Origin of the sequence: Streptomyces sp. NPDC021212, from assembly GCF_044332925.1 — a bacterium.
GTDB lineage: Bacteria > Actinomycetota > Actinomycetes > Streptomycetales > Streptomycetaceae > Streptomyces.
In genome coordinates, this window is the sequence record NZ_JBIRPZ010000008.1 from 396,000 (window position 1) to 408,996 (window position 12,997).

The 12,997-nt window shown below is 71.5% G+C and carries 9 protein-coding genes; 4 read left to right on the forward strand and 5 right to left on the reverse strand.

From position 1 onward, the window contains the following. Positions 1 to 42 precede the first annotated feature (42 nt). Positions 43 to 2,946 carry an AAA family ATPase gene (locus tag ACH4SI_RS23560; protein ID WP_398298614.1) on the reverse strand — a complete coding sequence of 968 codons (2,904 nt, stop codon included), beginning with the start codon at positions 2,944 to 2,946 and terminating at the stop codon, positions 43 to 45. A gap of 243 nt (positions 2,947 to 3,189) precedes the next feature. Continuing rightward, positions 3,190 to 3,384 carry a DUF5999 family protein gene (locus ACH4SI_RS23565; protein ID WP_398298616.1) on the reverse strand — a complete coding sequence of 65 codons (195 nt, stop codon included), beginning with the start codon at positions 3,382 to 3,384 and terminating at the stop codon, positions 3,190 to 3,192. Between the two features lie 327 nt (positions 3,385 to 3,711). On the opposite strand from ACH4SI_RS23565, the gene ACH4SI_RS23570 reads away from it, so the two are divergent. Then, complete coding sequence (locus ACH4SI_RS23570; RefSeq protein ID WP_398298618.1) at positions 3,712 to 6,027, forward strand: ATP-binding protein; 2,316 nt, start codon at positions 3,712 to 3,714, stop codon at positions 6,025 to 6,027. A gap of 248 nt (positions 6,028 to 6,275) precedes the next feature. After that, positions 6,276 to 8,402, forward strand: coding sequence for an aminotransferase class I/II-fold pyridoxal phosphate-dependent enzyme (locus ACH4SI_RS23575; RefSeq protein ID WP_398298811.1), 2,127 nt, complete (start codon positions 6,276 to 6,278; stop codon positions 8,400 to 8,402). On the opposite strand, the gene ACH4SI_RS23580 is transcribed toward ACH4SI_RS23575, so the two are convergent. After that, positions 8,397 to 8,768, reverse strand: coding sequence for a hypothetical protein (locus ACH4SI_RS23580; protein WP_398298620.1), 372 nt, complete (start codon positions 8,766 to 8,768; stop codon positions 8,397 to 8,399). The genes ACH4SI_RS23575 and ACH4SI_RS23580 overlap by 6 nt on opposite strands. A gap of 138 nt (positions 8,769 to 8,906) precedes the next feature. On the opposite strand from ACH4SI_RS23580, the gene ACH4SI_RS23585 reads away from it, so the two are divergent. Together ACH4SI_RS23585 and ACH4SI_RS23590 are read left to right on the forward strand one after the other, a co-directional pair. After that, positions 8,907 to 9,767, forward strand: coding sequence for a helix-turn-helix domain-containing protein (locus tag ACH4SI_RS23585; protein ID WP_398298622.1), 861 nt, complete (start codon positions 8,907 to 8,909; stop codon positions 9,765 to 9,767). A gap of 5 nt (positions 9,768 to 9,772) precedes the next feature. Continuing rightward, complete coding sequence (locus ACH4SI_RS23590; RefSeq protein ID WP_009720660.1) at positions 9,773 to 10,009, forward strand: DUF397 domain-containing protein; 237 nt, start codon at positions 9,773 to 9,775, stop codon at positions 10,007 to 10,009. Between the two features lie 91 nt (positions 10,010 to 10,100). On the opposite strand, the gene ACH4SI_RS23595 is transcribed toward ACH4SI_RS23590, so the two are convergent. Continuing rightward, entirely contained in the window at positions 10,101 to 11,255 is a 1,155-nt protein-coding gene (locus tag ACH4SI_RS23595) for a M20 family metallopeptidase (RefSeq protein ID WP_398298625.1), read from the reverse strand. A gap of 31 nt (positions 11,256 to 11,286) precedes the next feature. Then, positions 11,287 to 12,885 (reverse strand): AbgT family transporter, encoded by a 1,599-nt coding sequence (locus ACH4SI_RS23600; RefSeq protein ID WP_398298627.1) that lies wholly within the window; start codon positions 12,883 to 12,885, stop codon positions 11,287 to 11,289. Positions 12,886 to 12,997 lie beyond the last annotated feature (112 nt).

The window sequence follows — 12,997 nt, forward strand, 5'->3', positions numbered from 1 at the left end:
TGAACACATGTCCGGGGTGCGGAGAAGCGCCGGGCGCCGCGCTCAGCGACGGCCACGTGCCGCGGACACCCACGCCGGAGCCTGCGGGTGCGGGACGTTCGGGGAGTGCAGCACCGAGGCCAGCTCGGCCCGCTGACCCAGCCCCAGTTTCCGGTAGACGCTGGTGAGATGCGTCTCGACGGTGCGTACCGTGACGAAGAGCGACTGGGCGATCTCCCGGTTGCCCGCCCCCGCCGCGGCGAGAGTGGCGACCTTGCGCTCGGTGCCGGTGAGCAGGTCCACCGGGGAGGCGGTGATCTCGCGCATCCGGCCGCCCGCGGCGACCAGCCGCCGCCGGGCGCTCTTGGCGAGCGCCAGCGCACCGCAGCTCTGGGCGAGGTCGGCGGAGGTCCGCAGGTGCTCACGGGCGCCGCGGGAGTCCCCGGCGTCCAGCAGGGCGGCGCCGAGCATGAATTCGGCCCGGGCGTGCTCGGCGCGGGCGGGCGAGGCGGACAGGTACGCGACGGATTCGGTGAGCAGGCCGATGCCGGTCTCTCCGCGGGTGGTCATGCCGCGGGCGAGCGCGGCGAGTCCGAGGGCGCGCGGAGTCCCCCACCGGTGGGCGAGTTCGGTGCCGTGGTCGACGACGTCCCGGGCCTCGTCGGCGCGCTTCTCGGCGGCGTACACCCCGGCCGCCTCGGCCCACCAGGGGATGAAGCAGGGGTTGGCGAATCCGGTCTCCTCCAGGGAGGAGCCGCAGTCGAGCAGCAGCCGCAGCGCGGTCCGGCCGTCGCCGAGCGCCCAGCGGGCCCGGGCGCGGGCCATCAGGTACCAGTGGTACTCCATGACGAACCCGTCCAGGTTCGGCCGGGTGACCTGGCCCAGCAGCTCCTCGGCGCGCTCGGGCTCGCCGCGGTCGATCAGGACGGTCGCCAGGGCGATCTGGGGCATCGTCATATGGGGGCCCCACCGCTCGTGGCCGACGATCTCGACGGCCGTCTGGGCATCGGCCAGCGCGTCCGGAATCGCGCCGAGGCCGTGCAGCATCAGGGCCCGGGTGGAGAGGGTGAGGACATACGACCACACCGCGGCCTTCTCCTGGCCGTACCGCAGCGAGCGGTCCAGCGCCTCCATCGCGTCCTCGACCTCGTCGGCCAGGCTCAGGGTGAACGCGGAGAAGAGGAGCGACCAGTTGCCGAGCGCCACTCCCGAAGGGTGCAGGGCGCGGCGGGCCTGACGCACCGTCGTCTCCGCAGAGGTGCCCTCCATCGCGCTGAGCACGGTCATCATGGCCAGCAGCTGCCGTTGCGCGGGGGTGTCCCCGGCCGGTTCGGCCAGCCGCGCGAACCGCTCCCGGACGGTGGTGAGGGTCGGCTTCTCGTCGCATCCGCTGATCAGCAGCGCGGACCGGACGAGGGTGAGCAGTTCGCTGTCGCGGGGTTCGGGGTCGGGCCCCAGCTCGGCCTCCAGCGCGTCCAGCACGCCGCCGAGCGTCCGTACGGCGGCCGGTGACTGCTGCACCGTCAGGCAGGTCATCGCCAGCTGGACGGCGATGGGCGCCTTGGCCCGTACGTCGGTGGTGAGGTCGAGGGCGTCCTTCAGGAGCCGGATCGCCTCCGCCGGGTGGGTCTCGGCGAGCGCCCCGGCCAGCTGGACATGGGCGGACACGCTGCCGGGCTCCGCCTCCAGGACCCGGCGCAGATAGCGGGCGGCGGCCTCGGGCGCGCCGCGGGTCACGGCCTCGGCGGCCGTCTCCCGCAGCACCCAGCGCATCCACGGCTCAGGGGTGCCGGGCACCAGCAGCACCTGGCCCGCGACCTCTTCGGCGGGGCGGCCGATGTCGCTGAGCAGTTGGGCGGCCCGGGCGCGGAGGTCGCCCAGCGCGTCGGCCCCGGCGGTGTCGAGCACGGCCGAGCGCACCACGTCGTGGGCGAAGTCGGGGCGGTCGGGCGCCAGCACCTCGGCGCCGCGCAGCAGCGCCACGGCCTCCTCGACGCGGGCGGCGGGCACCGCGGCGAGGGCGCCGATGTGCTCCGGTCCCTCCTCGCCGAGCACGGCGATGGCGGTGGCGACGTCCCGGACCCAGCCGGGCTGCCGCTCGAACAGGGCGCGCACCGACTGGGCGACCACGTACTGTCCGACCTCGGCGATCTCGCGGATCCCGGTGTCGTCCGGCCGCGCGCCCTTGGCCCGCAGCTCGTGCAGCAGCCGGGTGACGGTGAGGGGGTTGCCTCCGCTGACGGCGGCGGCGCGCTCGGCGAAGGACGGGGCGACGGGGACCGGGAAGATCTGCCGGGCCATCTCGGCCACGTCGGCGTCGGTGAGCGGGCCGAGCCGGATCGCCGAGGTGCGGGGCTGGGCGACGATGTCGGCCAGCGCGGCGGGCGCGACGGGCTCCGCCTCGGTGCGCTGGGCGAGCACCACGAGCAGCGGCAGGTGATCGGCGCGCCGCAGCAGGAAGTCGATCCAGCGCAGCGAGCGCTCGTCGCACCAGTGGGCGTCGTCGAGGACGAGTGCGAGCGGGCCCTGTGCCATGAGGTTCACCGCGAGCCAGTAGAGCCCGTGGAGCACCGGGTAGACGGTCGCGGGCGAGGCCGGATCCTCCGCGCCCGGGCTGGGGGCGAGCGCGGGCAGGGCGCGGCGGGCGCTGCCCTGGAGCAGCGGGGAGTCGTGGGCGTCGTCGGCGGTCAGCCCGAGCGGGCCGAAGAGGGCGCGTACGCCGCCGTAGCCGGAGCCGGCCACGACCTGGCCGCACGTGGCGTGCAGGACGGTCATCTTCCGGCAGGTGTCGCCGTCGAGGAACGCGCGCAGCAGGCTGGTCTTGCCGATTCCGGCGGGCCCGGAGAGCACCACCAGACCGGACCGCCCGGCGCAGGCGGCCTCCGCGTGGCTGGCCAGCACGGTCAGCTCACCGGTGCGGCCCACCAGCATGCTGAGTAAACCGGAATCGTTGGTCCGGTCCAGCACTGTGGCCCCCCTTGCACCCCCGCTGGTGTGGAAACCGCGCAAAAAAGCTACTCGAAGCGATCATCAGATTACACGAACAGCATCACGGCGATCAACGTCGATCGCAGCGGCCCGCGGAGACGCGCAGAGGCCCGGAGGCGGAAGGCGTGGTGAGGGCGTTCACCGTTCCGTCCCCGGGCCATTTCGTATCACTGTGTGGGTACGAGGCGTGGAGTCGTCTATCGCATCTCCCTTCGTCGTACGTCATCCCGCCTGGTCGGGGCAGGCACGGGGCGCCGGGATGACACGCCCGTCGGGAAGCAGTTCACCCGTGTCCGCGAAGATCACCACTCCATTGCAGAGCAGGCTCCACCCCTGTTCGGGGCGGAAGGCCACCAGACGCGCCGAATCGTGATCGGGTGCGTCGGCGGGCGGACACGGGGGCTGATGGAGGCACATGGCGAACCTTCGATCTTCCGCCGATGCTCGGCGGAACTCTTGACGCAACCACCAGGATGGAACGACGGGCCGGACCGTGAGGAGGGGAGATCTCCCCGGATCGCTACCTGAACCGCCCTCCCGGCAACCCGGTCACCCCGAGCGATCGGCGCTCACCCCCGGTGGCGGCGGGAGCGGGCTGCGCGGGCCGCCCCTCGGGCATAGCCTGGACAGTAACCGTTCGGGCCGAGCGGGGGATCCCGCCCGCCCGAGGGGTGCGAGGCATCGATGGGTGCGGTGGCGACGGGCACCCCGACCGGACGGCAGACAGTCAGGCTGCCGGCCGAGGTGACGACTTTCGTGGGGCGTCGGCACGAGGCGGCCGAGGCCAGGCGCATGCTGTCCACGTCCCGGCTGGTCACCCTCACCGGAGTGGGCGGGGTCGGCAAGACGCGGCTGGCCCTGCGGGTCGCCGAGGACGCGTGCCGGGCGTTCGCCGACGGGGTCTGGCTGGTCGAACTGGCCGCCCTGGAGACCCCGGATCTGCTCGCCCAGAGCGTGGCCGAGGCCCTGGAGGTCCGGGACCAGTCCGCCCGGCCGCCGCTGGACGTCCTCGTCGACCATCTGCGCGAGAAGCAGACGCTGATCGTCCTGGACAACTGCGAGCATCTGATCCACGGCTGCGCGCTGCTCGCCGACCGGCTGCTGCGGGCGGCCCCCCGGCTGCGCATCCTGGCCACCAGCCGGCAGGCACTGGGCACCGCCGGCGAGCAGACCCTGGCCGTTCCGGCGCTGGCGCTGCCCGACACCACCGGACCGCGGCTGTCCACCGCGGCGCTGGCCCAGTGCGACGGGGTGCGGCTGTTTGTCGAGCGGGCCGGGGCGATCCTGCCGGGCTTCGCCGTCACCGAGACCAACCGGGACGCCGTGGAGCGGGTGTGCCGGCGGCTGGACGGCATTCCGCTCGGGATCGAGCTGGCGGCCGTACGGCTGCGCGCCCTGTCCGTCCAGCAGCTGCTGGACCGCCTCGACGACCGCTTCCGACTGCTGACCACCGGCTCCCGGTCGGTGCTCCCCCGCCACCAGACGCTGCGGGCGCTGATCGACTGGAGCCACGACCTGTGCACCGAGCGGGAGCGGCTGCTGTGGGCCCGGGTCTCGGTCTTCGCCGGAACCCTGGACCTGGAGGCGGCCGAGGCGGTCTGCTCGGGCGACGGCATCGCCCGCGAGGACGTCCTGGACCTGGTGACCGAGCTGGTGGACAAGTCGGTGCTGCTCCGGGAGGAGCACGGCACCACGGTGCGCTACCGGATGCTGGACACGCTGCGCCAGTACGGCCGGGAACGGCTCGCCGCCGCCGGGGAGGAGCCCGACCGGGTGCGGCGGCACCGCGACTACTACCGGCAGCTGGCGGCCGACGCGCGCGCCGCACTGTTCGGCCCGGCCCAGGTGCAGTGGTTCACCCGGCTCCAGCTGGAGCACAGCAATCTGCGCAGCGCCCTGGAGTCCGCCTTCGCCGAGCCGGAGGAGACCACCTGCGGGCTGGGGACCGCGGCCGACCTCCTCTACCACTGGATCACCAGCTACTACCTGGGCGAGGGCCGGCGCTGGCTGGACCAGGGGCTCGCCGTCTGTCCGGAGCCGACCGAGGTGCGGGCCCGGGCCCTGTGGACCAACAGCTGGCTGGCCATCATCCAGTCCGACACCAAGGCGGCCGCGGCCATGCTGGCGGAGAGCCGGGCAATCGGCGAACGGCTCGGCCTGGCCCCGGTCCTGGCGTACACGGCGCTCTACTCCGGCATGGTCGCCATGTACCGGGGCGATGCCCCGTCCGCGATCGCGCTCTACGAGGAGGCGGTGAGCCGCCACCGGGCCACCGGCGATCCGGTCGGGCTCGCGCTGGCCCTCATCCGGCTCTCCCTGGCCCACTCCTTCATCGGCGACTCACCCCGCGCCGTCGCGCTGGGCGAGGAGTCGCTGGAGGTATGCGACGCCTACGGCGAGGGCTGGCACCGGGCGTACACGATGATGGCGCTCGGCGTCGAGGTCTGGCGGCAGGGCGACACCGCCCGCGCCACCGCCCTGGAGAAGGACAGCCTGACCTTCAATCGCTCGCTCGACGACCCGCTCGGCGTGGGGGTCAACCTGGAGGTGCTGGCCTGGATCGCCGCCACCGACCGGGACCACCGGCGGTCGGCCCGGCTGCTGGGCATCGTACGGACCGTCTGGCAGTCGATCGGCGCCTCGCTGTCCGGCTACGGGCACCTGGTCCGCTACCACGACGAGTGCGAGGCGGACGTGGCCCGGGCGCTGGGCAGACCGGCCTACAACGCGGCCGTCAGGCAGGGCGCCCGGCTCCCTTACGACCAGGCGCTGGTGTACGCCCTTAAGGACGAACTGCCCGCCGGGGAGGCGGCGGTGCCCGAACGGCCGTCGCCGCTGACGCCCCGGGAGAGCGAGATCGCCCAGTTGGTCGCGCAGGGGCTCAGCAACAAGGAGATCGCCGCGGCGCTGGTGATAGCACAGCGCACGGCCGAGGGCCATATTGAGCACATTCTGAGCAAACTTGGTTTCACCTCGCGTGCTCAGGTAGCTGTGTGGGTAGTGCACCAGGACCGGGCCGCCCTCACCGACGGCGAGCGTCCGCCGGACGATCCCGTCTGACGCTCCGACCGCCACCGCCGCTCCGGAAGAAGGGGCGACAGGATGTGCGAGGGGCGGAATTTTATTCGATCAGGACACACCTGTCCCTCGGTTTCGCGTACACCCCACGAAAATCCTCAGGTCCCCCACGTTTTTGGGATCATGCGTCAGGCTCGAGGGACGAGCCGCAAAGGTCGTGATTGCACGACCCACGCGACCGAGGAGGTCCCGCCGTGACTGTTGCCGCAGTCGGCAATTCCGGTGATGCCATGGAACTCTTCCGTGGCACCGCCCACAGCCCGTCTTTCTTCGCGCTCAACCGCGCCGGGATCACGGGTGGCGGACAGGAGCTTGTGGACTTCTGCATCCCCTGCAATCCGTACTTCCCCACCCCCGCCATGTTCGCCGTGATGGCGGTCAGGCTGCGGGAGATCCTCACGTACTACCCGAGTTCCGCGGACACCATCACCGCCGAACTGGCCAATGTGCTGGGCCTGCAGCCGCAGACCATGGCGATGGGCAACGGTTCGACCGAGCTGATCACCTGGATCGACCATCTGCTGGTGAAGGAAAGCCTCGCGGTGCCGATTCCCACCTTCGGCCGGTGGACGGACCAGCCGATGGAGACCGGCAAGCGGGTCGACATGTTCCAGCTCCCGGAGATGAGCGGATTCGCGCTCGACCCGCAGGCCTTCGTCCAATTCGTCCGGTCCCGGGGCTCGCGGGTCGCCGTCATCTGCAATCCCAACAACCCCGACGGCGGGTTACTGTCCCGCCAGGCCGTCATCGGCCTCATGGACGCGCTGTCCGATCTCGATCTGGTGGTGATCGACGAGTCGTTCCTGGAGTTCGCCGACGCCGAGGCGTATCCGAGCGTCGTGGACGAGGCGATCCTGCGGCCCAACGTCATCGTCCTGCGCAGCCTCGGCAAGAGCTTCGGACTGCACGGCGTCCGCTTCGGCTATCTCGTCGCCAATCCGGCGCTCGCCCTGCAGATCCGCTCCCGGCTGCCGAAGTGGAACCTGAACTCCTTCGCCGAGGTCATCGTCTTCATGCTCAAGCGGTACCGGCAGGAGTACGTGCAGAGCCTGCGCATGCTCAGCCGCGACCGGCAGGAGATGACCACCCAGCTGGCCGGGCTGCCCGGGATGACGGTCTTCCCCTCCCAGGGCAACTTCGTCTTCGTCAAGCTGCCGGGTGGTACGGACGGCTCCTGGGTACGGGACCAACTCCTCACCCAGCACGGGGTCCTGGTGCGCGAATGCGGCAACAAGCTGGGCAGCAGCAGCCAGTTCATGCGGTTGGTGGTGCGCTCCCAGCCGGATGTGCAGCGGCTGCTGACCGGGCTGAGCAACGTGCTTTACGGGACGTCCTTCTACGCCCCCCAGATCGGCTACGAGCAGCAGCGCGGCTGGGATCTTCAGGCGCCGCTCTACTCCGGCCCGGCCCAGCAGCTGGACTACCAGTACCAGCAGATGCCACAGCTGTCCGCGGCCCCCGCCGCCCCCGAACCCCAGCCGCCGACCCAGCAGACTCCGCAGCAGATGCAGCAGATCCTGCAAATGCAGCAGATGCAGCAGACACCGCCGCAGCAGCAGCTCTACTCGGCGAACGTCCTGCCCGCGCCGCAGGGCGTGTCCTCGGACGGGTACGGGCAGTCCGACCCGTTCGGGCAGTCCGACCCGTTCGGGCAGGCGGCGTCGTCCGGGCAGTCGCCGTCCCAGCCACCCGCCGAGCTGGCCCCGGCGTACGTCGCCACTCCCCCGGTCCAGACGCCCCTGTACCAGGCACCGGCGCAAGCGCAGATTCCCCAGCAGCCGATGATGCCCGGGCAGCCGATGCAGCAGATGCAGCAGCCCCCTCAGATGGTTCAGCAGCAGATGCAGCAGATGCAGCAGGCGGCGATGCAGCAGCCCCAGATGGGGCAGATGCAGCAGGCCCCCGCGCCGCAGCCCCAGGCGGCGCAGGCCCAGGCCGCGTACATGCAGATGGCCCAGGCAGCCCCCCAGGCACAGAACCCGCAGATGCAGAACACGCAGATGCAGAGCCCGCAGATGCAGATGGCGCAGGCCGAGACCGGCCAGATCCCGGTCGTTCAGCCGCAGGCCCCGGCACAGGGCGCCACCGGCGCATACGCCCAGGTGCCCTCGCCCGCCGAGCAGACGGCGCTCGACCAGATCCCGCTCTACCGGCCCGAGCCGAATTCCGTGCCGGAGCCGGCCCCGGCGGAGCAGACCCAGGTCATCGACTACGACCCCGCCGAGCTGAGGGCCTCCGCCCCGTCCCGGCCCACCCGGCCCGCCGATGCCGACAAGGACCCGGACGGCTCCGGGCCGGCGCTGATGCGCTACCCGCGGCCGGCCGCGTATCTGCAGACGGACGACACCGCGTCATGATCCGGAACACCGGTCCCCGCGCGGCCAGGCCGGGGAGACCCCGGCCACCGCGCAGACGGCGATGTGCAGCAGCAGTGGGTGGGTGTAGGGCACGCCGTCGTCCGGTGAGTGCACCACCCGCGGCCCCTCGGCCGCCCGGCCGGTCAGCGGTCCGGGCGGCACGGCGCCGACCGCGTAGACGGCCGCCGAGGGCCAGTTGACGCCGATGTCCGACTGAGACGGCACGATCCACCACCAGCGGCCGCCGGCGGCCAGGACGCAGCCCACCCGGGGCAGCCGTTCCATGACCGCGGGCCCGTGCCGCTCGGCCACGCCCACCGCGTCGTACTCCCGTCCCCATGACGACGGCCTCAGTAACGGGATCATGAAGCAACTGTCCCGAGCGCAGCGCACACATGGCAACCAACACTCTGAATTGTGCAGAGTTGACAGTGCAGTGTGTCCGGGCCGCACTGGACATGGCAGACTGCGGGCATCAGCCACGGGGGCAGGGGAGGTAGCAAGGTGAGCGAACCGCGGTCGGCCCCGACCGTGGGCCAGGTCGTCCTCGGCAAACGCCTGCAGGAGCTGCGCGAGAAGGCGGGGTTCAAGCGCGAACAGGCCGCGCAGGTGTTACGAGTCGCCCCGGCCACCGTCCGCCGCATGGAGACCGCCGAGGTCGCCCTCAAGGTGCCCTATGTGCGGATGCTGCTGGACTCCTACGGAGTCATCGGCGCGGAGCTGGAAGCGTTCATCGCGCTCACCGAGGAGGCCAACCGACCCGGCTGGTGGCAACGGTTCCACGACATCCTGCCGGACTGGTTCAGCGTGCACGTCAGCCTGGAGGGCGCGGCCGAGATGATCCGGGCGTACGAGCCGCACTTCGTTCCCGGTCTGCTCCAGACCGAGGACTACGCGCGCGCCGTCATGCAGACCGGCGCCATCGGCAGGGCCGGGCCCAAGGAGGCCGAACGGCATGTGGCGCTGCGCATGGAGCGCCAGTCCCTGCTGAGCCGCCCGGAGGCGCCACGGCTGTGGGTCGTGATGGACGAGACCGTGCTGCGCAGATCCGTCGGCGAGCCCGCGGTGATGCGCAGACAGGTGGACCGGCTGCTGGAGAGCACCGAGATGCCGCAGGTGACGCTGCAGATCTCGGAGTTCGCCTCGGGCCACCATCCGGGCACCTACGGGCCCTTCGTCCTCTTCCGCTTCGCTGTTCCCGAACTGCCGGACATGGTCTACGTCGAGTACCTCACCGGCGCCGTCTACCTCGATGAACGCATCGAGGTGGCCTCGCATCTGGAGGCGATGGACCGCATGGCGGCCCAGGCGGCAACCGCACGACGCACAAAGGAAATCCTCCGCGATTTCCGCAAGGAGCTCTGATCTGCATGGATCGCATCTACAACGGCATGCGCGCCACCGACCTCGGCACCGAAGGCTGGCGCAAGCCGTGGAGCGGTGGCAACGGCGGCAACTGCGTCGAGGTCATGAAGCTGGACGACGGCCGGGTCGCGATCCGTCAGTCCAAGGATCCGGATGGTCCGGCGCTCATCTACACCCGCAGCGAGATCACCGCGTTCATCCAGGGCGCCAAGGAGGGCAAGGCCGACTTTCTGGTGTCCTGAGCCCCGGTCGTGCCGAACCGCCCCGCCGCCCGCCGCCGTGAGTGACCGTCACGGTGGCGGGCGGCGGGTTTTCACGGCCTGTTCCACGAGCTTACGAGGGGCCGGAGGCCAGGGCGGACAGCAGCCCGACGGCGAGTGCGGTGCGCGCCGGAACGGCGTCCAGCAGGGTGTGTTCATGGCGGGCATGGGCGCCGGAGCCCAGGGCGCCGAGGCCGTCGAGGACCGGCCGGCCGAGCGCGGAGACGAAGTTGCCGTCGCTCGCCCCGCCGACCGCGGTCTCCTCCAGCTGCCAGCCCAGTTCGGCCGCGATGGCGTGGGCCTGCTTGAACAGCTGCCGCGAGGGCTCGTTCGGAACCATCGGGGGCCGGTTCCATTCCCCGCTGACGGCCAGTCGCACCCGCGGGTCGGAGGGGGCGAGGGCGTCGAACGCGGCGTCGATGCGCGCCATCTCGGCCGGTTCGGTGATCCGGATGTCGATGCCGCAGCGCGCCTGGGCGGCGACCACGTTGCGGCCGGTGCCGCCGCTGATCAGCCCCACGTTCACGGTGGTGCCGCGCTCCGGGGCGCCGAGGGCGGTGAGGTACGGGATGACCTCGGCCAGGGCGTGGATCGCGCTGGCTCCGGCCAGCGGGTCGAGCCCGGCGTGCGACTCGACGCCGTGCGCGGTCACGTCGAACAGTCCGACGCCCTTGCGCGAGGTCTTGAGCGCCCCGTTCTGCGCCGCCTCGAACACGAGGGTGGCCAGGACGCCCTCGCTCAGCCGCTCGATGTGCGGCCGGGAGGCCGGACTGCCGATCTCCTCGTCCCCGTTGAGCAGCAGCCGGACGGTCGGATGCGGCAGCTTCAGCTCGCGCAGCAGCCGCAGCGCCCATACGGCCTGCACCAGGCCGGTCTTCATGTCGAAGACGCCCGGTCCGCTCGCCTTGCCGTCGGTCACCTCGAAGGGCCACTCGGCGAGGGTGCCGGCCGGCCAGACCGTGTCGTAGTGGCACAGCAGCAGCGCGGTGCCGGGCGCGGTGCCGCGGTAGGTGACGGCCAGGACATCGCCGTGCGGGCCGCAGTCCTGGCGCTCCGTCTCCTCCGGCTCGCCGAGCCGTGCCACCAGCCAGCTGTGGATCGCGGCGAGCCCGGCGTTCAGCAGGTGCTTGTCGTCGCTCGGCGTCTCCAGTTCCACCAGCGTCCGCAGGTCTTCGGTCATCTCGGGCAGTGCCCGCTCCGTCGCGGCGGCGATGTCGGAGAGCGTCATCAAGGGTCCTTCCGGGAGGGGGGTCGGTGGCTCAGCGGACGGGTGCGCCGGGGCCGAGCGGAATGCCCAGTGCCCACCAGGCGTAGAACAGCAGAGTCCAGGACACCAGCATGGCCACGGACAGCGGCAGGGTCAGCGAGGCGAGGGTGCCGATTCCCGCGGAGCGCCGGTAGCGCTGGAGGAAGCCGAGCGCCATCACGAAGTAGGCGCTCATCGGGGTGATGGCGTTGGTGCAGGAGTCGGCGATGCGGTAGATCGCCTGGGTGGCCTCCGGCGGGACGTCCAGCAGCATCAGCATGGGGACGAACACCGGGGAGACCAGCGCCCACATGGCCGATCCGCTGGTCATCGCCAGGTTGATGACCGTGCACACCAGCACGATGCCCAGGAACGCGACCGGCCCGGTCACCCCGAGGTCCTTGAGGAGGTCCGCGCCGCGGATGGCGAGCACCTCGCCCACGCCCGTCCACTTGAAGTAGGCGAGGAACTGGGAGATGGCGAAGAACAGCACCAGGATCGGCGCCATCTCCCGCATGCCCTGCGCCATGAAGTCGGGGAGGTCGCGGCTGCCGCGTACGGTGCCCGCGGCACGCCCGTACACCGTGCCCAGGAGCGCGAAGAGCACTCCGAGCACGACGGCGATGCCGGAGAGCACGGGCGACTCGACGATGCTGCCGCCCTCGCCGCGCAGCGGCGACCCGGCGGGGATCATGGCCACCACGATCGCCGCGAGGAAGAGCAGGAAGGCCAGCCCGCTGCGGCGCAGTCCGCGCCGCTCCTCGGGGCGCAGCTCGAGCGCGACCGGGTCGGCGTCGTCCCCCATGGTGGTCGTGTCGGACGGCAGCGCCGCCACCTGCCGGGCCAGCACCTTCTCGGCGACGAGGGTGATGACGGCGGCCAGGACCACGGAGGAGGCGATGGAGAAGAAGTAGTTGGACAGCGGGGTGACGGTGTATCCGGGGTCGACGGTGTGCGCGGCCGCCGTGGTCAGCCCGGAGAGCACGGCGTCCATGGGTGTGATCAGCGGGCTCGCGTCGTATCCGGCGGACACGCCCACGAAGGCCACCACGATGCCGAGGACGGGGCTGCGTCCGACCGCGCGGAAGGCCAGGCCGCCGAGGGGGACGAGCACCACGTATGCGGCGTCGGAGGCGATGTGGGAGACCATCGCGGTGAAGGCCAGTGCGAACGTCATCCAGCGCGCCGGGACCCGGGAGACACCGGCCCGCAGCATCGCCGTGAGCATCCCCGACTTGTCGGCGACGGCGACCCCGAGCATCACCACGAGGATGGTGCCGAGCGGCGGGAAGGTGGCGTAGTTGGTGATCGCGTCCGTGATCATCGAGCGGATGCCCTCGACCGAGATCAGGCTGCGGACGACCACGGTCTTGCCGTCGGCCGGGTTGTCCGCGGACACGTCCGCGGCGGCCAGCCCCCAGCTCACCGCCGCGAGCAGTGCGCTGAGGATGGCGAACAGCCAGAAGGGATGGGGCAGTTTGTTGCCCGCCCGTTCGATGGCGCCCAGCACCCGGAGCAGACCGGACAGCGCCCCGGAGCCCTCCCCGGGCGCCCCGGGCGGCGTCCCCGGTGGTGTGTTGTCGGGCGTGGTCGTGGTGTCGTTCGAGCTCACCGGCCGCACTTCCTTCGTCGGATGACGCAAGCGTGGTCGTCCATTAGAGAAGGCACTGATGGAATGAGGCAAGTAAAAGCCTTGTAACGCCAGGATGTTTCACCGATAGAAC